This is a genomic window from Streptomyces sp. NPDC001100 (assembly GCF_053598575.1).
In genome coordinates this window covers 92,239-116,339 of sequence record NZ_JBSFKO010000020.1, presented here as the reverse complement: position 1 = coordinate 116,339, position 24,101 = coordinate 92,239, and the positions used below count along the sequence as shown (strand labels likewise).

Genomic DNA, 24,101 nt, shown 5'->3' with positions numbered 1-24,101 from the left:
TCGCGTGTCCGCACAGACATGCGGAGCGTCGAGGGCGGAACGGAAAAGAGCGGAAAGGGCAGAGGGGGACAGGGCAGGCAACTGGCCCGCCCTGTCCCGTTCCGCTGCTAGTGCTGCTCGGTGTTGCGCCGGTTGGCGATGGTGTCGGTGGAGGTGGCTCCGGCCCAGACACGGACGCTGTCGATGCTTCCGGGGAAGTAGCGCGCGGCGGCACCGTTGATCTTCGCCCGGCCGATCTCGAACGCGCCGCCGCCCTGCCAGGAGGCGGAGTACGGCACGCCGTCCTCGTCGCCCATCAGGGCGCTGTCGACGTAGAGCTTGAGCGCGCCGAGCTTGGAGGTGTCATCGGCGTCGGCTGCCGACTGGGCGTCGTAGACGACCGTCAGCATGACCGGGACGCCGAGCTGGGCTGTGGTGAAGGCGGTGGACTCGCTCGTGGTCCAGGCAGCTCCGGTGCCGTCCTTGTTCGGGCGGCCAAACGTCCACCGTCCTTGGGCGCTGCCTGCCGGCTGCTCGTACCAGACGCCCCAGGCGGACTGACTCGTTCCCGACTGGCCGAACACCTGTACCGAGTACGACTTGCTGGTGTCGGCGAGCTTGGCGGGGTCCAGCGTCACCCAGGCGGTCGCGGTGAACGAACCGGCGTCGTCCACAACTGGTCCGGTGGCGGTGGCGTACGCGGTGCTGCCGTTCAGGGTCATCGCCTGCGTGGTCGTCACCTCCTCGCCGATGTCCGGGTCGCCGGTGGTGAACTGGGTGAGCGCTGCGCCGTTGAGGGTGAGGTTCCGGCCGAAGCCGCTGGTGTCCTTCACCGTGGTGCCGGTCGCGTTGGCCATGTCCGTTGCGTCCCACTTGGCAACGAGTGCGGGGACCGGATCGCCGGCGGTGCCGTCGCTCAGATCCTCGTCCTCCAGCCAGGCGTCGTGGGCGAGTTCGGTGTCCGCGAGTGCGCGGGACCAGACCTTGACCTCGTCGATGGTGCCGGCGAAGTTCTCCTTGCCGGTACCCGAAGCCAGCAGCCGGCCGATCTGAAGTCCGCCGGACGCCTTCCACGGGGTCACGGGGAACGACACCGGCTCGCCCTGCGCGACACCGTTGACGTAGAGCTGGATCGTCTGCGCCGCCGCGTCGTAGACACCGGCGAGATGAGTCCAGGCGTTCAGGACCGGTGGTTTACCGCCTATCGAGCGAGTGAGGACCGGACTGACGACATCGGTCTGGTGCCGGTTGAAGACCCAGGCGTTGTAGGCCGTCGAGTAGTACAGCTGGAACCCGGAGGCGTTCGTGCCCGCCTGGGTCAGGACGGTGTAGTTGACGTCCTTCTTCGTCAGACGGGCCCAGGCCGAGACAGTGAAGGACTTGGTGGTGTCCAGCACCGCGCCGGAGGTGGCGAGGTACGCGGTTGTGCCGTTCAGCTTCGCCGCGCCGGAGCCGCTGCGGGCCAGGGCGTCCCAGGTGGCCCCCGAGGAGGTCAGCGGGTGCTGGGTCGCGGTGGTCGAGTCGGTGAGGCCGTTGTCCAGATGCCAGACCCCCGAAGGCTGTTCGGCACCCTTCACCTGGAAGCTGTAGTAGCCGGTGTTCGAGCTGTGGCTTGCCGCGTCGAAGCCCCAGACCTGGATGGTGTTCTCACCTGCCTGGTTCGGTGTGATCGTCTGGGTGGTGGCCGTGCCCTTGGCGACGGGGATCGGAGCAGAGACCGCGCCGCTGTTCAGCTTCCACTTGTAACTGACGACGTCCGACTGGATGCCGGCCGTGGTGGGGTTGGTGTCCGCGGGAGTGAAAGTGAACTGGCCCGGTGTGCCTACCCCTCCTGCGGCGGGATCGGTCTCGGCCGGCTTGTAGACGCCGTCCGCGCTGGTCACCACCGGAGGCGGCGGGGAATCGGTGTCGACCCGGAAGTAGCACCAGGACGACCAGGACGAATCCAGGACACCCGTGACGCCCCGGTCCGTCTTGTAGTACGCCTGCGTCTTGACCCGCATCCGGTAGTCCGTCTGCGCCGGCAACGCACTGGACGATGCGTTGCGCGACGCGTTGTCCGCCACCCAGGCGCCGTCCGGCGAGGCCGCGTACCAGGCACGGCTGGAGCCGTCGGCCTTCCACACCTCGAACAGGGCCCGCAGCTGGGCATTGGAGCCATCGGCCGACTGCACCGTGGCCAGCATCTTCGGCGTGGTGACGCTGGTGGCGAAGGGCAGCGAGGATGCGTTGCAGGCACGTCCGGTGGTGCCCTGTTGCACGCCGTACGAAGTCGGCTTGCCCGGGTAGGACACGTAGGTCACCGACAGCTTCGCGTCGTTGCGGAACCGCGCCCACGCGCCGGCGTCCGACTCGTCGTGCGCGGTCAGCGCGAAGGTGATCTGAGGATCCTTGTCGCTGGCGGCGGAGGCCAGCGTGGTCGTCAGGTTCTCGTTGGGTTCATCGGCCACGTTGTCGCTGAAGCGCACCCAGTTCGCCGGCTGTGACGGACTGCACAGGCTGCCCCGCCCGTAGGCCACGTTCCGGTCGCCCATCAGGTCGTCCGCCGCGGGGCGGGTCGACCACGTGGTGCTGGAGGAGATGCCCTTGGTGACATGGCTCAGGTCGTACCAGTGCGGGTCACAGCTGAAGGTCCAGAGCTGGTAGACCTCCATCGTCGCGTCCAGGACCTTCTTGCCGTGGATCGACGAGAGTGGGTACTCGAAGTACATGCGCTGGGTGTACGGGGTGTTGGAGCAGAGGTAGCCGGCATAGTTGGAGCACCGGCCCACCCCCTTGTCCCCGTCGAACTCCCAGTACTTGGTGCCGTTGGAGGCCAGAGCCGTCCAGTCACCCAGCACGATGCCCTTGGTCGGCGGGTCGATGTAGAGCGGGAAGACGGTGTCCTTGCCGTGAAGCAGCGCCGGATCGGGCGTGATCTCCAGGGTCGAGCCGACGACCTTGAGCGGGAGTTCGGCCGCCGTGTCGCCGGTTCCGGGGCCCTCCGAGGGGGTCGGCTCGCCGCTGGCAGCGGGCAGGGGGGTCTCGTCCGTCGGCGCCGGCTCCGGGGTTTCGGCTGCTGTCGAAGTGGCCACGCGGGAGAGCTGAGTGGTGACGTCGGCGGCCGGGGTGTCACCGGCCGAGTCCCACATCCGCCCAGCCGGGCTCTCGAAGACCGGGGTGCCATCGTTGTCACGCGCGACGAATCCGCCGTCTGCTGTCGGGGCGATGTCCAGGCCGCTGCCCGACACCGTCATCCTGATCGTCGCGAGCGCCGGGTTCTTCGCCGCCTCCGCGGTCTTGACCACGAGCACCGAGGTGTAGCCGGAGTCCAGCGCGGTCAACTTCAGGTCCACGTCCGGGAGAACGCCGGCGTAGGTGGCGGTGGCGCCGTCGAGCCGGGGCTCAGGGAGGACGGTGGGCCAGCCGAGCCGCAGCGCGTGCCCCTCGTCCTTGAGCGTGACCAGCCCGTCGCCGCTGCCGCCGCCCGAGAAGGTGAGACCGGCCGTGGTGTTCTTCGCCCGTGCAGAGCCGTCGGCTTCACGTACGAGGGTGGTGTCGATCGGGGCCCAGGTACCGTCGTCCTTGCGGGCGCGGACCGGGGCCGCGTTCATCTCCTGGGTGAAGGTGCCGTCCGGGTTGGCGAACACCTGGGACGACTCGGTCGTCGCTGCGTCCACGATCACTCGGTCGCCGGTCTTTGCAGCGAGAGAACTCGCCTGCGACTCCGGAGTCCTGTCAGCCGTTGCCGAGACCGGCTTGTCATCGGCGAGTGCCGCGGGCGCCCCGGCCACCGGAACCGCACATGCCAGGAGAGCGACGGCTATCGCCCCGTTCCGCACCGACTGGCGCCAACTGTGCCGCCGTTGTTGTGAAACCACACCCCACCCGTTTTCTTAACCTTTTCTTACAGGAAGCTGTGAGGATCATGTGTTGACCGATCATGGAGGTCAAGAGTGTCGGGTGTCACGTTGACCTGGCTTTATCTCGCGGGTATAGAGCGCTGGTTGGGCTGGTAGCTGTCGATGAGGAAAATGCCGACCATCGGTCTGACGGCCAAGCTCCACCGGATACCCGTGCCGTCTTCCCTGCCAACTGGCGCTGCGTCGGGCGCAGATCGGCTGCCGCTTGCAGTGCGGTGACATCCGCCCAGGTCGGGACTACCCCGCAGCAGCACCGCCAGAATTCGTGGTTCGAAGCGCCTGCCCGCGCCGTGGGGCTGCGGGACGGACCCATGCCATCGCTGACGCAATTCGAGCCGGGCTCGTAGCAGGCTCAGTCAAGATCCACCCGTCGCCGACACCAAATCGGGCCCCTACCCCGTCGCCTGCGCTGCGGCTTCCTGTTGAAGTTGCTTCAGTGAGCTGATTCCAACTTGAAAGCTGGCGGTCATGGGCCTGGAGTGAGCGAGCGATCGGGCGCTCGTGGTGGAGGCTGAGGGTCAGGGGCGGTTCAGACCCCCCTGATGAACGTACGACGCATATGCGGCAACTCCGGCTACGACAAGAGCACGCAAAGGCCGGACCCACAGATCCAGATCGAAGGGCCGCCTCCCTGCGACTCCCTCCCTTGGCCCGATGTCCTCACTCATGGAGGCACCTCCCCAGTGCACAACGGGTGCACACTTCCACGGGAACTCCCGGGAACTCACAGGTAAAAGCTGGAAGCCTCCGGGCACAGGAAAGGGCCCCGACCAGGCCATAAGGACAGGTCAGAATGTCGACGGTCAGCCGATTCCCCACCCCTCGTGGTCACGTAATTCCCCAGGTGGTGGCCGTAGCTGCGGCCGGGCCCCGCTGGTGATGCGGGGCCCGACGGGTCAGTCCTGCCAGTCCAGCTGTGGTTCGGGGATTCCGATGGAGCGTGCGTAGTCCTGCGCCTGTCGACGGCCTTCGGCCTGCTTGCGCGGATAGCGGAAGATCTTGTCGGCGAAGACCACGAACGCCTCCGCTGTGGTGTTGTAGTTGACATACCAGCCCCCGGTCGGGGCCAGGCAGGCGGCCAGCTGCTCGGCCAGACGCTCGGCGTCGGCCTCCTCGGCGGCGAAGTCCAGGAGAGTCCACTGCTGCGGCTGCTCGGCCGCCGCGTTGTTCACCTCCACTCTGGCGATCTTGGTGATGTGCAGCTGGACTCCGGCCAACTCCGTTCCGAGCCGCAGACTTTCCGCGATCAGCACGCCTTCAAGCACCTGGTCCTCCTTGATCTCGACGCGGTGAGAGTAGCGAGGACCTGTGACAGTGGCGGACCGGGATCGCATCAACCGTTTGCGGGGGTGCCCGGCTTCTCGGTGGGTCCCTTGGGCCGCTTGTTGGGCCGGTAGCTGGGGCCGTTCATGATGACCTGGTGGCTGGAGTTGATCAGCCGGTCCAGGAGCGATTCGGCGACGACGGGGTTGGGGAAGAGGGGATACCAGTCGCTGGGCGCCCTGTTGCTGGTGATGATCAGAGACCGGCCCTGCCGCTCGGAGACGAGTTCGTAGAGGTCGTCGGCCTGAGCGGCGGACAGCTGGCGCATGGCGAAGTCGTCGAGGATAAGCAGGTCGGGGCGGATGAGCTCGCGGATGCGTCGGTCCCAGGTGCGGTCCGCGTGGCCGCCGGCGAGCTCGGCGAGGATGCGGCTGGTCTTGGCGAAGCGGACGTTCGCGCCCTGGCGGACGGCCTGGTGGCCGAGGGCCTGGGCGACGTGTGTCTTGCCGACGCCGACGGGCCCGAACAGAATGACGGACTCGCCGGAGTGGAGCCAGCGCAGGGCCGCGAGGTCGCGGATCTGGGCGGCGGGCAGTTTCGGGGAGGCGTTGAAGTCGAAGCCTTCCAGGGTGGCCTGCTGCTCGAACTTGGCTTTGCGCAGGCGGCGTTCGAGCGCGACACTCTCGCGTCGGGTGATCTCGTCGTGACAGAGGACCTGGAGGAAGTCGAGGTGTCCGAGTTCGCCTTTCTGGGCCTGGGTGAGGCGGGCGTCGAGGGTTTCGAGCATGCCGGACAGCCGTAGGGTCTTGAGGGAATCGCGCAGGGCGGTGGTCATCACGCTCATCGGGCGGCCTCCTCGGCGTCACCGTGGCCCTGGTCGTCGGGGACGCTGCCGGGGGTCTGGGTGGGGATGCTGGCGGCGAACAGGCCCTCGGGCCCGTGCAGGAAGGCCGCGGCTCCGGCGTCGCCGGTCTCGGGTTCCGGATCGGTCTCGGTGCCGGCGACCAGGATGCCTTTGACGGTGCGGTAAGACGGGTCGCCGACCGCGATCGCCTTGCGGCAGGCGGCCTCCAGCCGGACGTCGCCGTACTTCTTGCGCAAGCCCAGGACCCCTTGGGCTGCGCGGAGCCGGTAGAGGGCGTTGACCTCCAGGAGCTGGTCGATCACCTCCCGGCAGGCGTCCCCGACCTGGGATGCCTGGCCGCGGCACCAGATCGGCGTCCGCATCTGGAAAGCGATCTTCTCGGGCGGGTAGTCGCCTCTGTCAGTGCGTTTGCCCTGTTCCAGGGCGGCGTGGGTCTTGACCAGCTCGCCCTCGTGGAAGATCTGCACCGTGACAGCGGTGGAGCGGACATCGACGCGGCGTCCGATCAGTTTCCAGGGCACCGAGTAGAGGGTGCGGCCGACCTTGATGTGGATGTCCGGGCCGACCGTCGCCTTCGACCATCTGGCCAGCACGAAGGGCTCGGCTGGCAGAGGGAGCAGGGCCTCGGCCTCGACCGCCTCGAACACCGACAGCGGCTTCGCGCCGTCCAGCGGCCGGCACTGCCGCTGACCAGCAACGTTTCTCGCCCAGAGCAGGGCCTCGGCCTGCATGTGCTCCAGCGAGGTGAACGTCCGCCCGCTCCAGAACGAGTCGCGGACATAAGGCATGGGCCGCTCCACTCTGGGCTTGTCCTTGGGCTTCGCAGCGCGGGCCGGGTCCACCAACGTGCCGTAGTAGGAGGCGAGTTCGGCGTACGACTTGTTGATCTGCGGGTCGTAGAGGTCCGGCTTGTCCACCCCGGTCTTGAGGTTGTCCGGCACCAAACGCCGCGGGATGCCCCCGAAGAAGCGGAAGGCTTCCGCGTGCGCCTCGGTCCAGGCGTGCTGGTCCATGTGCGCCACCGGGCGGACGAACATGTGCCGCGAGGCAGGCAGCACCATCACGAACGCCCAGATCCGGTGCCGCTTCCCGGTCGCCGGGTTGATCCACTGCCCCAGGAAGCCGTAGTCGATCTGGGCCTCCGAGCCCGGCTCGACGTTCTCCCGCAGCACCGTGACCTTCGAGCGGGCGGCCTCCTCGGGCAGGTTCTCGTGCACCCAGCGGCGGAACGTCGACAGCGACACCCTCAACTTGCCCTCGTCCCGCAGCCGTTGGTGGATCGTGGTGACCCTCGTGGTCTCCAGCAGGCTCTTGACGTAGTCCCGGTGCGGCTCGATCTCTGCCCACCGCACCTGGTTCAGCCTCCGGCCGGCCAGCTCCGGAAACCAGCTCTTGAGCAGTTTGGCCCAGTCCGCCTCGCTCATCGGCGGCCCTCCCGGAGTGATCCCGGCCGCCTCCGCCGGCGCCAGGTACTTCCTGATCGTCTTGCGGTCCACCCCCAGCGAAGCGGACACCTGACTTTTCGAGCGGCCCGCGTACCAGTGCACGTAGATCTCGACGATGTCGACCACGGTGAATGTTCTCCTTGCCATCCGGTGCGTCCGTCGGCCTCTCGGCTCGCAGATCGAGGGACCGCGGCGGCTCCGAGAGGCCAGGCCCTCAACCCGGGCACCGGCATGCCCATGGGGAACCCGACCGATTCGCAAGGCAGATCTAGAAGTTTCGCAAACCACCCAAAACAGGGAACATCAGGCTAGTTCGAGCGTGTTCAGCGGCACCATCGACGGTCAGCGTCCCCATGGGGAGTCGTGACCACAGGGGTGGGGAATTGGCTGACGCCGATCATGCAGATCGTGGGGAATTGTTTGACCGTCGACAGTCAGAACCCTGTCGACAGACGAGTCAGGCTGTACGCCCAGTTCTGTTCGAGCCGGAATCGATCCGAATTCGCCGATCGCCAACTCTCAGGATGAGACTCCCCAGCCATCCAGAGAATTGCCGTTTACTGCGCAGCCACTTCGACCCGGATTCGACCCCACACCTTCATGCGCCCCTGACGCACCCACCTGACCTGCACAAACAGCGACGGGAGGCAGTCAGAGGCCGTACTGGCGGTAGTGGTAGAAGCCCTCGGTCCCCCGGACGTCACCGATTCGGGTGTCGGTGACGACGACGCCCGCGAGTCCCCGCGGAACCTCGATACGAGCAGCAGCGGCCCTGTTGATGGACATGTTTCCTCCCTGGACTTGATTTCAATGTCCATGGTTGACTCAATCTCTGTCAATATTGATTCAATCAATATAATGAGGAGTGGATACGGTGACCTCCATGCGCGATCAAGAAACCGCTCCCGGTCACCCCGAGCGACGGCTGAGCACCAAGGAGACCGCCGAGCTGCTCGGCGTGAAGTCCGAGACCGTGTACGCGTACGTGAGTCGCGGGCAGCTGGGCAGTAGGCGCGAGCCCGGCGGCCGGGGCAGCACCTTCGACGCCAAGGAGGTGGAGGCACTCGCCCGGCGCAACAGGCGCGAGAGCAGCGGTAGTTCGAGGTCGGGAGGCGAGCTCTCCGTACGGACCCGGATCACGCTCATCGAGAAGGACCGGTACTTCTTCAGGGGCGTCGACGCGACCGAGCTGGCCGCGCGCCACTCCTACGAAGAGATCGCCGAGTGGCTGTGGACCGGGGAACTGCGTCCGGGGATCACGTTCACCGCACCCAGGGCGAGCGTCACCGTCGCCCGCCGCGCCGTGGACGCGCTGCCCGAACACACCGGCCCCACCGACCGGTTGCGGGTCGCGGCCATCGCGGCGGCGACGGCGGACCCGCTGCGCTTCGACCTGTCCGAGGACGCCGTGCTGGGCACGGGGCGGACCCTCATCCCCACCCTCGTCGCCGCCCTGCCACCGGTGCGGCGCGCGCATCGCGACGAGGGTCCGCTCGCCCACCGCCTGTGGGCACGGTTGAGCGGACAGACACCTGACGAGGCATCACTGCGCGCCCTGGACACGGCACTTGGCCTCCTCGTCGACCACGACCTGGCCGCGTCCACCCTCGCGGTACGGGTCGCAGCCTCGGCCCGCGCGCACGCCTACGCGGCCGTTTCCTCCGGCCTGGGCGTCCTCGAAGGCCCCCTGCACGGCGCGGCCAGCGGCCTGGCGCACCGGATGCTGCTCGACGTGCTCGACCAGGGCAGCGCCGCCCCGGTGGTCGCCGACGAACTGCGGGCCGGCCGCCGCATCCCCGGGCTCGGCCACCGGCTCTACCCGGGCGAAGACCCACGCGCGCGTGCCTTGTTCGCCCTCCTGAAGGACGTTCCCGGCGCCGGGCCCGCGCTCGCCGCGGCTCGCGACATCGTCGCCACCACGGCCCGCAACACCCCGCTGCACGCCAACGTCGACCTGGCACTCGCCGTGCTCACCGTCTCCTCCGGGATGCCCTCCACGGCAGGCGAGACGATCTTCGCGGTCGCCCGTACGGCGGGCTGGATCGCGCACGCCCTGGAGGAGTACGGCGAGCGCCCGCTCCGCATGCGGCCCAGCGGTCATTACGTCGGTCCGAAACCGCCTCAACCACTACCGGAGTAGGACATGAGCCCGGCCGGAAGTCACCCCGGGCCAAGTCAGGTTAGGCTCACCTCTGTGAGTACGTGCGCGACCGTCTCTCGGGACCTCGACGAGCCCATTTCCGGAACCGCGGCCACGGCGACGACGTGGCTGCTGCTGGAACAGCCCGGTCCTTGGGGTGCCAAGGCGCTCACTTCGAGCCACCTGGACCCCGCGCTGGGTCGCGCCCTGGAGACGGCGGCCGCGAACACGGGCGTACGGATCGCGCTCATCAGGCGTCCGGGGCGGCACGCCGACCCCGCGCCGTCACGGGTACGCCAGGTGTACGCGGCCCACACCGTTCCCGGAAACGCCTGGCTGCACAGCGCCACGACGACCGACCCGAGGCAGCTGCTCGGCCTCGACTTCGCGGCCCTCGGCGCGGGCGACCCGCACTCGTTCGGGTCGGCGCTCGGCGGACGGGTCCATACCGGCGATCCGCTCGCGCTCGTCTGCACCAACGGCAAGCGCGACCGCTGCTGCGCACTCCTGGGCCGTCCGCTCGCCGCCGAACTGGCGGCTTCCGGGGTCGACGGCGCCTGGGAGGTCACCCATCTGGGCGGCCACCGTTTCTCGCCCACCGTGCTCGTCCTGCCGTACGGCTACGCCTACGGGCGCGTCGGCGCCCATACCGTCAAGGAGATCCTCCAGGGCGTCCAGGAGGGCCGTGTGGTCGTCGAGGGCTGCCGGGGAGGTTCGGCCTGGGAGCGGCCCGGACAGGCGGCGGAGCTGGCCGTGCGGACGGCGGCGCGCGAGTACGCGACGGACGCGCTGAGTGTCGTACGGACGGACGGCGGAGCGCCCCGCTGGGAGGTGACGGTCGCGCACACCGACGGCCGCCACTGGCGCGTGATCGTCGCCCAGGGCGCTTCTCTGCCGCCCCGGCCGGAGAGCTGTGGGGCGTCGGTCCTCGGCGCGCCGGCGCGGATGGACGTGGTGGCGGTGCGTGAGCTGACGACCGCTCTGGCGGGCTGACTCGCCCTACGCCGGGCCGGGCGACCGGCTTCCACTGGAAACCGCCCTCTCCTGGAGGCTGCTTTCCCCAAGAATTGGTCAAGAGATCCACGCCACACCCCTGGGGCGGGCCCCGTCCCGGCACGTACCTTCGTGGGTATGAGCCCCACCCCTCTCGCACGCCGCCGTCGCCTCGGGCTGCCGCGGCGGGTGTTCTCGCAGGTGCTGCTGATGCAGCTGGCGATCGCCGCGGGAGTCGCGGTCCTGGCGACCGGGCTGTTCCTCGCGCCGCTGAGCAAGCAGCTGGACCAGGAGGCGATGAACCGCGCCCTGGCCATCGCCCAGACCACCGCGCAGCAGCCGCAGATCATCAAGGACCTGCAGAACACCCCTCCGCGCGCGGACGGACCCGTGCAGAAGGAGGCGGAGCGGATCCGCAAGGCCACCAAGGCCGAGTACGTGGTGGTGATGGACTGGCGGGGCGTGCGCTGGTCGCACACGACTCCGAGCGAGATCGGCCGGTTCGTCTCGACCTCCCCCGGCCAGCCTCTGGCCGGTCAGGAGGTCAAGGAGATCGACAAGGGCACCCTGGGCCGATCGGCCCGCGGCAAGGTGCCCATGCGCGGTGCCGACGGCACGATCATCGGGGCCGTCTCGGTGGGCATCAAGTACGACAGCGTCCGCGCACAGCTGATCAGCGCGATCCCCGGACTGCTGGCGTACGCCGGGGGCGCGCTCGCTGTCGGGGCGCTGGCGGCCTGGCTGGTCTCCCGGCGGGTCCAGCGGCAGACCCGGGACCTGGCCTTCTCGGACATCTCGGCGCTGCTCTCGGAGCGTGAGGCGATGCTGCACGGCATCCGGGAGGGTGTCGTCGCCCTGGACCGCGCGGGCCGCATACGGCTCCTGAACGACGAGGCGCGGCGGCTGCTGGGCATCGGTGACGAGGCGGTCGGCCGCTCTCTGGACGAGGCGCTCGGCGAGGGCCGTACGACCGACGTCCTGGCCGGCCGGGTGACCGGCACCGACCTGCTCGCCGTGCGGGGACAGCGGGTCCTGGTCACCAACCGGATGCCCACCGACGACGGGGGCGCCGTCGCCACCCTGCGCGACCGCACCGAACTGGAGCAGCTGGGCCGGGAGTTGGACTCGACGCACGGCCTGATCGACGCCCTGCGCGCCCAGGACCACGAGCACGCCAACCGGATGCACACCCTCCTGGGGCTGCTCGAACTGGAGATGTACGACGACGCCGTCGATTTCGTCGGAGAGGTGGTCGGCGATCACCGGGCCACCGCCGAACAGGTCACCGAGAAGATCCAGGATCCCCTGCTCGCCGCCCTGTTGGTGGGCAAGGCGACCGTCGCGGCCGAGCGGGGCGTCGCCCTGTGGATCTCCGACCGGACCTGGCTGCCGGACCGTCTGATCGACCCACGGGGGCTGGTCACGGTGGTCGGCAACCTGGTGGACAACGCGCTCGACGCCGTCGGAGGCACACCGCACGCGCGCGTGGAGGTCGAATTGCGGACGGAAGGGCGGACGACGGTGCTCCGGGTGCGGGACACAGGGCCCGGAGTCCCGGAGGAACAACGGGATTTGATCTTCACGGAGGGGTGGTCCACGAAGAAACCCCCGGCCCACGGCAAACGCGGGATCGGCCTCTCCCTGGTGCGCCGGCTCGCCGAACGGCAGGGCGGCAGCGCGATGGCGACCGAGGCGTTCGGCGGGGGCGCGGAGTTCGTGGTCGTGCTGCCCGAGGCGCTGACCGAACCGGGCCTGGAACCCGCTCTCACCGCCTCCGGGGAGACCGCCGCCGAGGAGGACACGCGATGATCGAGGTCCTGGTCGTCGACGACGACACCCGGGTGGCACAGGTCAACGCCGCCTACGTCGAGAAGGTGCCGGGCTTCCATGTGGCCGGCGAGGCCCACAACGCGGCCGATGCGCTGCGCCAGTTGGAGACGCTGCCCCGCCTCGACCTGGTCCTCCTGGACCATTACCTGCCCGACGAGACGGGCCTGGCGGTCGTCCAGGAGATGCGCCGGCGCGGCCACCAGACCGACGTGATCATGGTGACGGCGGCCCGGGACGTGACGACCGTACAGGCGGCGATGCGGCAGGGCGCGTTGCAGTACCTGGTGAAGCCGTTCGCCTTCGCGGGGCTGCGGGCCAAGCTGGAGGCGTACGCCGAACTGCGCCGCACCCTCGACGGCGGCGGCGAGGCCGAACAGGCCGAGGTGGACCGTATCTTCGGCGCCCTGTCCGCGCCGTCGGAGCCCGGGCTGCCCAAAGGGCACTCCCCCACCACCGCGGAACTCGTGCGTCAGTCCCTGATGAACGCCGAAGGCCCCCTGTCCGCCCAGGAGATCGCCGACCGCACCGGGGTGAGCCGGCAGACCGCCCAGCGCTATCTGAAGCTCCTGGAGCGCACCGGACGGGCCAGGCTGACGCTCAAATACGGCGACGCGGGCCGCCCGGAACACCGTTACGTGTGGGCGACCCGCGCCTGAGAGGCACGGCCGGTCAGCCGGTCGCGTTCTTCACGAACTCGGTCGTGTACGTCTTGTCGAGGTCCACGTCGGCGTTCTTGATGGTGGGGTTGAACGCTTTGAGCACCTTCTCGACGGTCTCCGGCCCGTTGGCCGGCATCACGCCGTCCTTGGTGAACATCGGCAGCGTGCTCTTGATCGCGGTGGCGTAGAGCGTCTTGTTGCCCTGGGAGTAGTCGGCGGGCATCTTGTCGGCGATCTCGGTGGCACTGTGCGTGGACATCCACTTGAGCGTCTTGACGAATGCATTGACCATCTTCTGCACAGTGGACTTGTGGCTGTTCACCCAGTCCGTCTGCATGTACAGACTTGACGACGGGTACGGCCCACCGAGCGCCGCCTGCGATCCCTCGGGCGTCCGCATGTCGACGAGGATCGTGCCGGCCTTCTTGTCGAGGATCGTGGCGACGGTCGGGTCGGTCGTCATGCCGGCGTCGATGGAGCCCTGCTGGAGCGCGGCGACGAAGGTCGGTCCCGCGCCCACGGCGACCGGGGTGAACTCGCTGACGTTGACGCCGTTCTTGACGGCGAGGTACTTGGTGAGGAAGTCCGTGGAGGACCCGAGGCCGGTCACGCCGAGCTTCTTGCCCTTGAAGTCCTTGGCCGACTTGACCTTCCCGGCCGCCTTGGTGGACACGACCTCCACCTCGCCGGGCGCCTGCGAGAACTGCACCACGGATTCGACCGACTTGCCCTTGACCTGCAGGTCGAGCGTGTGGTCGTAGAAGCCTACGGCTCCCTGGACCTGCCCGGAGACGAGCGCGGTCTCGGCCTGGACGCCGGCCGGTTCGCTCAACAGCTCGACGTCGAGGCCCTCGGCGTCGAAGTAGCCGAGCCGCTGGGTGAGCATCGCGGGCAGGTAGATGACCTTGTCCAGGCCACCGACCATGATCTTGACCTTCTCGCCCTTGCCGTCGCCCTTGGCGCCGGAGCCGGTGGAGGCGGTGCTGGCCGCGTCGTTGGCGCAGGCGGTGAGCGAGGAGAGGGCGAGCAGGCCCGAGGCGGCCAGGGCGGCGTATCTGGCGGTTTTGCGCATGGCGGTTCACGTCCTTGTGAGGGTGCGGTGCGGGGAAGAAGGGGGCTCTTGAACAGGGGCCCCAGAAGGGGCCGTTCAGCTGTCGGAGCCCGACGGCTTCCAGCGGAAGATGCGGTTCTCGGCGAAGGTGAGCAGCCCTTCGGCCACGAGGGCGACGACCGCGAGGATCACCATCGCGGCGTACACACCGGCCGCGTTGAAGGTGCCCTGGGACTGCGCGACGAGCAGGCCGATGCCCTTGGTGGCGCCGATGTACTCGCCGACGATCGCGCCGATGAGGGCGAAGCCGAAGCTGACGTGGAGGCTGGTGAAGATCCAGGAGGTCGCGGACGGGATGACCACCTGAAGGGTCACCCTGCGGTCGCTGGCACCGAGGATGCGGGCGTTGGCGACCAGGTTGCGGTCGACCTCGCGGGCGCCCTGGAAGGCGTTGAAGAACACCGGGAAGAAGACGAGTACGACGGCGGATGCGACCTTGGAGGCCGGTCCGAGCCCGAACCAGATCACGAAGATCGGGGCGAGGACGATCCTCGGTATGGAGTTGAGCACCTTGATGTATGGACCAAGGATGTCGGCGAGCAAGGTGATCCGCCCCAGAGCAATACCGAACACGACACCGGCGATCACACCGATGATCCAGCCCAGCAGCGCCTCCTGGAGCGTGAACCAGATCTGCTCCCCCAGGGAGCCGAGCGCGGTCCCGTGCATCACCCAGGTGTAGATCTGGTCCCAGATCTTCGAGGGCATCGAGAAGTTGAACGGATCGATGACCTTTGCCCGGGAGAGCGCCTCCCACAGACCGAGAACGGCGACCAGGAGCAGCACTCTCGCCGCCCCCACACCGAGCTTGCGTTTACGGGCGGCACGCGCGCGTGAATGGGCTCGCTCCGTCTTGCCGCCGGGCTCGACCGCGGTCGCCACGACCCGGTCCTCGGGCATGACCTCAGGCGACATTGGCCGCACCCCTCTCGCGCGTGATGCGGACCTCTTCGCCGAGCGACTCCCAGATCTCGCGGTAGATCTCGATGAACCGCGGCTCCAGGCGTACGGATTCGACCTTGCGGGGCCGTGGCAGGTCGATGTCGAAGACCTGCTTCACGGTGGCCGGACCGGCGGTCATCACGACGACCTTGTCGGCCAGCGCGATGGACTCCTCCAGGTCATGGGTGACGAAGACGACCGAGGCGCCGGTGCCCTCCCACAGCTCCAGGAGTTCGTCCGACATCAGGGCCCTGGTCTGCACGTCGAGCGCCGAGAACGGCTCGTCCATGAGCAGGATCTCGGGGTCGTTGACGAAGGTCGCGGCGAGCGCGACACGCTTGCGCATACCGCCGGAGAGCTGGTGCGGATAGCGGTCCTCGAAGGCCGAGAGCCCGACCCGGGCCAGCCACTCCCGCGCCTTCGCCTTGGCCTCCGCCTTCGGTACGCCGCGGAAGCGCGGGCCCGCCATGACGTTGGAGAGGACCGTGCGCCAGGGGAAGGTGGCGTCCTGCTGGAAGACGAAACCGACCTTGTCACCGACGCCGGAAACGGGCTCCCCGGCCACCAGCACATCGCCCTCGGAGGGCTCTTCCAGTCCGCTGACAAGGGTCAGCGTGGTCGACTTGCCGCAGCCCGTGGGGCCCACGACCGCCACGAACTCGCCACGCCCTACGGTGAGATCAAGCCCCCGTACGGCCGTGTGCAGACCCCCCGACGGGGTCCTGAAGGTCTTGCTCGCGCCCCGCAGCTCGATGGCGGGGCTGGTGTCTGCGCTCATGGCCGGGACCGTAGATGTGGCCCGGACCACAACAGGAGTCTTCTGGGCGCAAGCCGTTCTTTTGCTCGCAAGAGCCTGTTGTGCTCGTTTTGCTCGCGCTACAACTGCGGAGCCGAAACACGGGCTTAACGCTCGCCTGGCCTTGAGGAAAGAGGCCCAATGATTGACGTCATGGTCGTGGACGACGACTTCCGCGTCGCCGAGATCAACGCGAAGTACGTGGGGAAGGTTCCCGGTTTCCGGGTCGCCGCCCGCGCACACAGCGCTGCCCAGGCGCTGGCCACCGTGGAACGCGGAGCCATCGACCTGGTGCTGCTCGACCACTATCTGCCCGACCAGACAGGCCTCGAACTCGTCCACCGCATGCGCCAGCAGGGCCACACGACCGACGTCATCATGATCACGGCGGCCAGCGATGTGACGACCGTGCAGCGGGCGATGCGGCTCGGCGCCCTGCACTACCTGGTCAAGCCGTTCACCTTCGCCGCCCTGCGCACCCGCCTGGACTCGTACGCCGCCCTGCGCCGCACCGTCGACCGCGTCGGCGGGCGCGGCATCGCCGGCCAGGAGCAGGTCGACCGCATCTTCGGCGCCCTGCGCACGACGACCGCACCGGCCTCCCCCGGTCTGCCGAGCGGCCACTCGGAACCGACCACCGACCTGATCTGCGGCGTCCTGCACAGCGCCGGCCACCCGCTCTCGGCCCACGAGGTCGCCGCCGAGACCGGCCTGAGCCGCTCCACGGCGCAGCGCTACCTCCGCCACCTGGAACAGGCCGGCCGCCTCCGCCTCTCCCTCAAGTACGGCGACACGGGCCGCCCCGAACACCGCTACGCCTGGGTGGCACCGTAGCCGCGCGGGGTCGGCAGCGGCTTCCGTACGACGGCGGTCGGCGCCCCGGCTACACGGCCCCCGCCCCCGTCAGTGCCCGTACCTCGGTCTCCGCGTGTTTGGCCTCGTCCGGGATCTCCGGCGAGGTGACCGTGCCGAGCCAGCCGGCCAGGAAGCCCAGCGGGATCGAGACGAGGCCGGGGTTCTGGAGCGGGAAGAACTGGAAGTCGACGCCCGGGAACAGGGAATCGGGGCTGCCCGACACCACCGGCGAGAGCAGCACGAGGGCCAGCGCGGGGATCAGCCCGCCGTATACGGCCCAGACGGCGCCGCGGGTGGTGAAACCGCGCCAGAACAGGGAGTAGAGCAGCACCGGGAGGTTCGCGGAGGCGGCGACGGCGAAGGCGAGGCCCACCAGGAAGGCGACGTTGAGGTCCCTGGCGAGCAGGCCCAGCGCGATCGCGACCACACCGATGCCCACCGCCGCCGTGCGAGCCACCGCGACCTCGCTGTACGGCTTGGCGCGGCGGCGGCGTAGCGAGGCGTAGAGGTCGTGGGCCACGGATGCCGAGGAGGCCAGCGTGATCCCGGCTACCACCGCGAGGATCGTGGCGAAGGCCACGGCGGCGACGATCGCGAACAGGACCGTGCCGCCCGTGGAGTCGGCGCCACCGCCCAGGTCGAGTGCCAGCAGCGGGACCGCGGTGTTCCCCGCCGCGTTCGACTTCTTGAGGGCCTCCGGTCCGACGACGGCGGCAGCGGCGAAACCGAGCACGATCATCATCAGGTAGAAACCGCCGACGAGCCCGATCGACCAGACCACCGAACGGCGTGCGGCCCGCGCGGTGGGCACGGTGTAGAAGCGGGACAGGATGTGCGGCAGTCCGGCCGTCCCCAGTACGAGTGCCAGGCCCAGGCTGATGAAGTCGAACCGCGCGGTCCAGTCCCCGCCGTACTTGAGCCCCGGTGCCAGAAACGACAGGCCGTGGCCGCTGCGATCGGCGGCGGTGAGCAGCAGCTGGTCGATGTTGCCGTGGAAGCGCAGCAGCACCAGCACCGTCAGTGCGACGGTGGTGCTCAGCAGCAGGATCGCCTTGACGATCTGGATCCAGGTGGTGGCCCGCATCCCTCCCAACGACACATAGATCACCATGAGCGCGCCGACGCCGATGACGGTCCACGCCCGCGCGGCCGGGCTCGTCCCGCCCAGCAGCAGTGACACCAGGCTGCCCGCGCCCACCATCTGTGCCACCAGATACAGAACGGACACGGTGACCGAGGAAGTTCCCGCCGCGATCCGCACGGGCCGCTCGCTCATCCGCGCGGCGACCACGTCGGCGAGCGTGAACCGCCCGCAGTTGCGCACCAGTTCGGCGACCAGGAACAGCACGACGAGCCAGGCGACGAGGAAGCCCACCACGTACAGCATGCCGTCGTAGCCGTACAGCGCGATGAGCCCGGTGACGCCGAGGAAGGAGGCGGCCGACATGTAGTCGCCCGCGATGGCAAAACCATTCTCCATCGGGGAGAAGAGCCGCCCGCCCGCGTAGAACTCCTCTGCCGAACCGTGCCGGTTGCGACTCACCCAGGTCGTGATCCCCAGGGTGACGGCGACGAACCCGCTGAACAGCAGCAGCGCCAGCGTCTGATGATTGCCGGTCACAGAACACCGCCTCGCACACCACGCGTCAGTTCCTGGGTGTCCCACCGCAGTTCGAGCGCGGCCCGGTCCCTGCGCAGCCGCGCATGGCGGGCGTACGCCCAGGTCAGCAGGAACGTGGTGAGGAACTGCCCGAGCCCCGCGACCATCCCCACGTTCACGGCACCCGCCACGGGCCGGGCCATCAGTCCGGGCGCGGTCGTCGCGGCCACCACGTACGCCACGTACCAGGTGAGGAAGACGATCACGCCCGGCACCACGAACCTCAGATACCGGCTGCGCACCTCCTGGAAGGCTGCACTGCGCTGCACGTCGAGATACACGTCCCCGGCCCGCCGCACCGGTCCCCCGTCCTCCCTGCGTGCGGCAGGCACCTCGGGAGCGGGAACGCCCGTGCCGTCCAACTCGCCCCAGCCGGACGCGAGTGCGTCGTACCACGGGTCGTGGTACCTCACCTTTCCGGAAGCCTCGGCGGGGGTCAGGTCACGACCTTCGTGGTTCTCGGCCGGACCCTCGTGACCACTCGCGCCACCGCGGGGACGACCGTTGCTTGACTGCATGCCCAAGGATGGACAGAACGGGAAGATCCCCGACTCTTCTTCTCCCGGGTCTTCACCCCATCAGGTGACTCAACCCGCTGGTGGCCGCACCAGTCCCTTCCCGTAGGCGTAACGCACCGCCTGCGCACGGTCCTTGAGCCCGGTCTTGCCGAACAGGTTGTTGATGTGGGTCTTCACCGTCGCCGTGGAGACATGCAGTTCGCGGGCGATCTCCTGGTTGGTCAGGCCCTCGGCGATCAGCACCAGCACCTCGGTCTCCCGCGCGGTGAGCCCGTCCGGCGGCTCGGCAGGACCCGGCGGGGGCTGCGGCCCGGGGTCCGACAGGCGTTCCAGCAGCCGCCGTTGGATGCTCGGCGACAGGCCCGCGTCCCCGGAGAGCACGCTCTCCACGGCCCGTACGATCTCGTCGCCGCCCGCGTCCTTGGTGAGGTAGCCGCGTGCTCCCGCGCGCAGCGCCGGGAAGAGTGACTCGTCGTCCGCGAAGGTCGTGAGCACCACGACCTGCGTACCGGGATGTTCCGCGCGGATCCGCCGGGTCGCCTCGACACCGTCGCAGCGGGGCATGCGCAGGTCCATCAGGACGACGTCCGGGGCGAGTTCGGCGACGAGTCGCACCGCCTCGTCCCCGTCTCCCGCGGCGCCGACGACCTCGATCCCGGGCAGCAGTCCCAGCAGCATCACGATGCCTTCGCGTACGACGGTCTGGTCGTCCGCGACCACGACCCGCGCGGCCCTCTTCACGGCCTCCTCCGTCATGCGGGCACCTTCAGCGTCACCACGAATCCCTCCTCCTCCGGTTCGGCCCGCAGTGAACCGCCCAGCAACTCGGCGCGTTCCCGCATGCCCAGCAGACCGTATCCACCTCCCGCACCGGTCAGTTCACCGGGCGAACCGCCCGAGTCCCGTACGTCCAGCCGCACTTCGTGCTCGCCGTACTCCAGCCGAAGCAGCACTTTGGCGCCCGGGGCATGCTTGCGGACGTTCGTCAGGGCCTCCTGGGCGACCCTGCGCACGGCCTGCGAGGCCTCGGCCGAGAGCTGCCGCCGGTCACCCGTAACGGTGACCTCGGCACCGGCGGTCGTAGCGACGATCTCGGTCAGGAAGTCCTCCAGCGGGGTCATCTCGCCCCGCAGCGCGGACAGGGCCTGCCGGGTCTCGGCGAGGCCGTCCCGGGCCATTCCCCGGGCCGCCACGACCCGTTCGAGGATCGTCTCCCGGTCGGCGCCGCGCTCGATCAGCAGCCGGGCCGCCTCCAGGTGCACGAGCTGGGCCGAGAGGCTGTGTGCCAGCACATCGTGGATCTCCCGGGCTATACGGGCCCGCTCCGCCAGGGCGGCGGACTCCGCCTCGGCCGCGCGGGCCATGCGTTCCTGGGCGAGCAGTCGCTGGGCGTTGCCCCGGGCCTCGGCGTCGAGGCGGAGCGTGTAGCCGGCGAGGGCCAGTCCGGCTGTCGTGACCGCGGTGGTCAGCCATACGTCGTTGTTGACCGCGGCGTAGGTCGCGAGGGAGACCGATGTCACGGGCAGGGCCACCGCGATGGGCAGCCGCTCCAGCGAGCTGACCGCGCAGCCGCACCAGACGACGAGGGCCGGGACGGTGAAGCCGGCCGCCTGGCCCGCTATGGCGATTCCGAGGAGCGCGGCGATGAGTGCCAGCGACGGCCAGAGCCTGTGGGCGAGGGTGGTGCGCCAGAAGCCCCAGGCGAGCGCCGCGGTCAGGAGGATGCCGGCGATGCCGCCGGCGAGGGCCCAGCCGTGGAGGTGGTGGCCGGTGAAGGCGCCCCACAGCAGCATGCCGAGCACCAGCACCCGGACGGCCCAGGCGAGCAGCCGCCGGGGCCGTGAGACGCCTGCTCGGCTCAGCGCCTCCCGCGAGGGCCAGCGTGTCCACGCGTTCTCCGTCACGCGCGCTCCTTCCGGGCGGGCGGCGCCATGGCGAAACCGTACGCCGGGGCGGATCCGGACGTTCCGGTGAAGGACTGCGCCCGCCAGACCAGGACGCCGGAGCGGACCAGCAGCGTTGCCGCGAGACCGAGCATCAGGGCCGAGCTGTTCTGGTGCACGCCGATCAACGCGCCCAGGGCGACAAGGCCGACGCGCAGGGCTATGCCGACGATCCAGACACCGCCGCTCGCCTTGGTGCTCTTGCTCCACACGGAACCGTCCGTCTCGACCCACAGGCGAGTGGTCCAGGCCCAGCCCGCTCCGGTGGCCAGCGCGATGAGCAGTTCGACGCCGAGCAGGAGGGCCGACTCGGTGTGGTGGTGCGCGTCGAGTATGCCGGGCTCGCGGAGGGCGACGACCGCGAGGACGGCGGGCAGGACCCACCAGCGCCGGTCGGTCCCGATCTGGCGAGCGCTGAACTGTCGCACGATCACCAGGGCGGCGACGGCCACGATCACCAGCACGTTGACGAGCCCGGACATCAGAGCCTCCGTGAGCGGAAGGGGATGTCGGCGGCGAGCGCTGCCGACGTCTTCGAAGCTACGGAAATTCGCAGGTCGGCAGATCGGCGCCAGGGTGGATCGTGGGTGGATTCGCCAACCGTACCGACCTCCACCCACGGGTGGAGCAGACCGACGGCGCCGGGCTTCGGCCGGTTCGGTTCCGGGCCCGGGTTGGGCTCGGAACGGAACCGGAGCCGATGCCCGGCGCCGTCGGTCGCACGTCGGCGGTCACGCGTCGATGCGCGACCGGTCCAGTGTCGCGGCCGAGCTGGAGATGAACTCCTTGCGCGGTGCCACGTCGTTGCCCATCAGCAGATCGAAGACCTGCTCGGCCGCTTCCAGGTCGGAGAGGTTGATCCGGCGCAGAGTGCGGTGACGGGGGTCCATCGTGGTCTCGGCAAGCTGGTCGGCGTCCATCTCGCCGAGACCCTTGTAGCGCTGGATGGAGTCCTTGTACCGGACTCCCTTGCTCTGGAACTCCAGGAGCTTCTCGCGCAGTTCGCGGTCCGAGTACGTGTAGACGTACTTGTCCTGGCCCTTCTTGGGCTGGACGAGCTCGACGCGGTGCAGCGGCGGCACCGCGGCGAACACCCGGCCGGCCTCGACCATGGGCCGCATGTAGCGCTGGAAGAGGGTCAGGAGCAGACAGCGGATGTGTGAGCCGTCCACATCGGCGTCGGTCATCATGATGATCTTGCCGTAGCGGGCCGCGTCGATGTCGAAGGTGCGGCCCGATCCCGCTCCTATGACCTGGATGATGGCGCCGCACTCGACGTTCTTCAGCATGTCGGTGACGGACGACTTCTGGACGTTGAGGATCTTGCCTCGGATCGGCAGCAGCGCCTGGAACTCGGAGTTCCGGGCGAGCTTGGCGGTACCGAGCGCGGAGTCTCCCTCGACGATGAACAGTTCGCTGCGCTCGACGTCGTCGCTGCGGCAGTCGGCGAGCTTGGCGGGCAGCGAGGAGGACTCCAGGGCCGTCTTGCGGCGCTGCGCGTCCTTGTGCTGCCGGGCCGCGATACGGGTACGGGCCGCGGCGACGGCCTTCTCCATGACCACTCGGGCCTGGGCCGCCGCGTCGCGCTTCGTCGAGGTCAGGAAGTCCTTGAACTCCTTGGTGACCACGTTGGTGACGATACGGCGGGCCGCCGATGTACCGAGCACCTCCTTGGTCTGCCCCTCGAACTGGGGTTCGGCGAGCCGGACGGTGACGACCGCGGTGAGACCTTCCAGGGCGTCGTCCTTGACGACGTCGTCCTCGGCGACGCGCAGCAGCTTCTTGGCGCGCGCCACCTCGTTCATCGTCTTCACGATGGCCTGCTCGAAGCCGGCGACGTGGGTGCCGCCCTTGGGGGTGGCGATGATGTTGACGAACGACTTGAGGGTCGTGTCGTAGCCGGTCCCCCAGCGCAGCGCGATGTCGACACCGAGTTCGCGTGTGACTTCGGTGGGCGTCATCTGGCCGTGGTCGTCCAGGACGGGCACGGTCTCCTTGAAGGTGCCCTGACCCGTCAGACGGAGGATGTCGCAGACCGGCTTGTCGCTCGCCAGGTACTCGCAGAACTCGCTGATGCCGCCGTCGAAGCGGAAGGACTCCTCACCCTTGCTGCCGCCCTCGCCGAGGCCGTACTCGTCGCGGACGACGATGGTCAGCCCGGGCACCAGGAACGCGGTCTGGCGGGCCCGCTGATGCAGGTTCTCCAGAGAGAGCTTGGCGTCCTTGAGGAAGATCTGGCGGTCGGCCCAGTAGCGCACACGTGTGCCCATGCGGGTCTTGGGGATCCGCTTGGTCTTGCGCAGACCACCGGGCTCGAAGGCGGCGTCGGGGCCGGCGCCCGCGAAGGAGCCGGGCACACCGCGCCGGAAGCTGATGGCGTGGACGCTGCCGTTGCGGTCGACCTCGACGTCGAGCCGCGCGGACAGGGCGTTCACCACGGAGGCACCCACGCCGTGCAGACCGCCGGAGGCGGCGTACGAGCCGCCGCCGAACTTGCCGCCGGCGTGCAGCTTGGTCATGACGACCTCGACACCGGAGAGGCCGGTCTTGGGCTCGACGTCGACCGGGATGCCCCGGCCGTTGTCCCGCACCTCCACCGAGGCGTCGTCGTGCAGGATCACCTCGATGTGGTCGCAGTAGCCCCCGAGGGCCTCGTCCACGGAGTTGTCGATGATCTCCCACAGACAGTGCATCAGGCCACGGCTGTCGGTCGACCCGATGTACATGCCCGGGCGCTTGCGTACGGCCTCTAGCCCCTCAAGGACGAGCAGGTGCCGCGCGGTGTAGTTGGAACCGTCCCGGTCTGCTCCTGCCAGCAGCGCTGTCGACGGCACGGACGTTTCGGCGGTCACGCGGTTCGCTCCTCGCTGAATTTCAGATGAGGCCCTTTTGGGTAAGGGCCCGGCTTCGGTTGCCGCTCAGAGGGTACCGAGGCCTGGTAGAGCCGTTGTAACGCCACCCTCGTCTCCTCCTCACACTAGTCCAGGGTCGTATACCTGTTCGATCCCTCGATGGAGTGAAGTACATATCACGTTCCCTTCGGGGCATGAACCATTTAGGCTCCGGGCACGTCCTCATGAACAACCGGCAACCCAGCCGGGAGGACCGACCCCGACCCACAGCGCGAACCCGTACAGACACATAGACACGCAATACGGCACATTCGCCGCCAACCGGCAGCAGACAGCCGCCCCGGAAGA

At 68.9% G+C, this 24,101-nt stretch carries 18 protein-coding genes and 1 pseudogene; 5 read left to right on the top strand and 14 right to left on the bottom strand.

Going from position 1 to position 24,101, the window contains the following annotated elements:
* Nucleotides 1-107: 107 nt before the first annotated feature.
* The 5 genes and pseudogenes from ACWDEW_RS27775 to ACWDEW_RS27755 form a co-directional block, all read right to left on the bottom strand.
* The gene (locus ACWDEW_RS27775; protein WP_450515986.1) at nucleotides 108-3,644 is read right to left on the bottom strand and encodes a LamG-like jellyroll fold domain-containing protein; all 3,537 of its coding nucleotides are present in this window, start codon (nucleotides 3,642-3,644) and stop codon (nucleotides 108-110) included.
* A 1,133-nt stretch (nucleotides 3,645-4,777) separates the two neighbouring features.
* Nucleotides 4,778-5,146: a hypothetical protein gene (locus ACWDEW_RS27770; protein ID WP_450515985.1), complete on the bottom strand. Its 369-nt coding sequence runs from the start codon at nucleotides 5,144-5,146 to the stop codon at nucleotides 4,778-4,780.
* Nucleotides 5,147-5,214: 68 nt separating this feature from the next.
* Nucleotides 5,215-5,988, bottom strand: coding sequence for an IS21-like element helper ATPase IstB (gene istB / locus ACWDEW_RS27765; RefSeq protein WP_450515983.1), 774 nt, complete (start codon nucleotides 5,986-5,988; stop codon nucleotides 5,215-5,217).
* Entirely contained in the window at nucleotides 5,985-7,580 is a 1,596-nt protein-coding gene (gene istA, locus ACWDEW_RS27760; RefSeq protein ID WP_450515982.1) for an IS21 family transposase, read from the bottom strand. The genes istB and istA overlap by 4 nt, the downstream gene beginning before the upstream one ends.
* Before the next feature lie 534 nt (nucleotides 7,581-8,114).
* Nucleotides 8,115-8,240, bottom strand: a pseudogene (locus ACWDEW_RS27755) (citrate synthase/methylcitrate synthase); the annotation flags it as partial.
* Between the two features lie 97 nt (nucleotides 8,241-8,337).
* On the opposite strand from ACWDEW_RS27755, the gene ACWDEW_RS27750 reads away from it, so the two are divergent.
* The 4 genes from ACWDEW_RS27750 to ACWDEW_RS27735 all read left to right on the top strand — a co-directional run bounded on the left by ACWDEW_RS27750 (nucleotide 8,338) and on the right by ACWDEW_RS27735 (nucleotide 13,073).
* Nucleotides 8,338-9,594, top strand: a complete 1,257-nt coding sequence (locus ACWDEW_RS27750) for a citrate/2-methylcitrate synthase (protein WP_450515981.1) — start codon at nucleotides 8,338-8,340, stop codon at nucleotides 9,592-9,594.
* A 54-nt stretch (nucleotides 9,595-9,648) separates the two neighbouring features.
* The gene (locus ACWDEW_RS27745) at nucleotides 9,649-10,587 is read left to right on the top strand and encodes a sucrase ferredoxin (protein WP_450515979.1); all 939 of its coding nucleotides are present in this window, start codon (nucleotides 9,649-9,651) and stop codon (nucleotides 10,585-10,587) included.
* 138 nt (nucleotides 10,588-10,725) lie between these two features.
* A complete protein-coding gene (locus ACWDEW_RS27740; RefSeq protein WP_450515978.1) occupies nucleotides 10,726-12,396 on the top strand; it encodes a sensor histidine kinase in 1,671 nt (556 codons plus the stop codon).
* Nucleotides 12,393-13,073 carry a response regulator gene (locus ACWDEW_RS27735; RefSeq protein ID WP_450515976.1) on the top strand — a complete coding sequence of 227 codons (681 nt, stop codon included), beginning with the start codon at nucleotides 12,393-12,395 and terminating at the stop codon, nucleotides 13,071-13,073. The genes ACWDEW_RS27740 and ACWDEW_RS27735 overlap by 4 nt, the downstream gene beginning before the upstream one ends.
* A 13-nt stretch (nucleotides 13,074-13,086) precedes the next feature.
* On the opposite strand, the gene ACWDEW_RS27730 is transcribed toward ACWDEW_RS27735, so the two are convergent.
* From ACWDEW_RS27730 to ACWDEW_RS27720, 3 genes are all read right to left on the bottom strand, one after another.
* The gene (locus ACWDEW_RS27730; protein ID WP_093629563.1) at nucleotides 13,087-14,148 is read right to left on the bottom strand and encodes an ABC transporter substrate-binding protein; all 1,062 of its coding nucleotides are present in this window, start codon (nucleotides 14,146-14,148) and stop codon (nucleotides 13,087-13,089) included.
* A 75-nt stretch (nucleotides 14,149-14,223) separates the two neighbouring features.
* Nucleotides 14,224-15,102 carry an ABC transporter permease gene (locus ACWDEW_RS27725; RefSeq protein ID WP_450515973.1) on the bottom strand — a complete coding sequence of 293 codons (879 nt, stop codon included), beginning with the start codon at nucleotides 15,100-15,102 and terminating at the stop codon, nucleotides 14,224-14,226.
* Nucleotides 15,092-15,907 carry an ABC transporter ATP-binding protein gene (locus tag ACWDEW_RS27720; RefSeq protein WP_019072927.1) on the bottom strand — a complete coding sequence of 272 codons (816 nt, stop codon included), beginning with the start codon at nucleotides 15,905-15,907 and terminating at the stop codon, nucleotides 15,092-15,094. The genes ACWDEW_RS27725 and ACWDEW_RS27720 overlap by 11 nt, the downstream gene beginning before the upstream one ends.
* Before the next feature lie 159 nt (nucleotides 15,908-16,066).
* Between ACWDEW_RS27720 and ACWDEW_RS27715 the strand changes: the two genes are divergently transcribed.
* Nucleotides 16,067-16,759: a response regulator gene (locus ACWDEW_RS27715; RefSeq protein ID WP_450515972.1), complete on the top strand. Its 693-nt coding sequence runs from the start codon at nucleotides 16,067-16,069 to the stop codon at nucleotides 16,757-16,759.
* Nucleotides 16,760-16,808: 49 nt separating this feature from the next.
* On the opposite strand, the gene ACWDEW_RS27710 is transcribed toward ACWDEW_RS27715, so the two are convergent.
* From ACWDEW_RS27710 to ACWDEW_RS27685, 6 genes are all read right to left on the bottom strand, one after another.
* Nucleotides 16,809-18,401, bottom strand: coding sequence for a solute symporter family protein (locus tag ACWDEW_RS27710; protein ID WP_450515970.1), 1,593 nt, complete (start codon nucleotides 18,399-18,401; stop codon nucleotides 16,809-16,811).
* Nucleotides 18,398-18,958 carry a DUF485 domain-containing protein gene (locus ACWDEW_RS27705; protein ID WP_450515969.1) on the bottom strand — a complete coding sequence of 187 codons (561 nt, stop codon included), beginning with the start codon at nucleotides 18,956-18,958 and terminating at the stop codon, nucleotides 18,398-18,400. Before ACWDEW_RS27705 ends, ACWDEW_RS27710 begins: the two co-directional genes overlap by 4 nt.
* 69 nt (nucleotides 18,959-19,027) lie before the next feature.
* The gene (locus tag ACWDEW_RS27700) at nucleotides 19,028-19,714 is read right to left on the bottom strand and encodes a response regulator transcription factor (RefSeq protein ID WP_450515967.1); all 687 of its coding nucleotides are present in this window, start codon (nucleotides 19,712-19,714) and stop codon (nucleotides 19,028-19,030) included.
* On the bottom strand, nucleotides 19,711-20,862 hold the full coding sequence (locus tag ACWDEW_RS27695) for a histidine kinase (protein WP_450515965.1): 1,152 nt from the start codon (nucleotides 20,860-20,862) through the stop codon (nucleotides 19,711-19,713). The genes ACWDEW_RS27700 and ACWDEW_RS27695 overlap by 4 nt, the downstream gene beginning before the upstream one ends.
* Complete coding sequence (locus tag ACWDEW_RS27690; protein ID WP_450515963.1) at nucleotides 20,859-21,383, bottom strand: DUF1453 domain-containing protein; 525 nt, start codon at nucleotides 21,381-21,383, stop codon at nucleotides 20,859-20,861. Before ACWDEW_RS27690 ends, ACWDEW_RS27695 begins: the two co-directional genes overlap by 4 nt.
* A 249-nt stretch (nucleotides 21,384-21,632) precedes the next feature.
* Nucleotides 21,633-23,753, bottom strand: coding sequence for a DNA gyrase/topoisomerase IV subunit B (locus ACWDEW_RS27685; RefSeq protein WP_450515962.1), 2,121 nt, complete (start codon nucleotides 23,751-23,753; stop codon nucleotides 21,633-21,635).
* Between the last annotated feature and the right edge of the window lie 348 nt (nucleotides 23,754-24,101).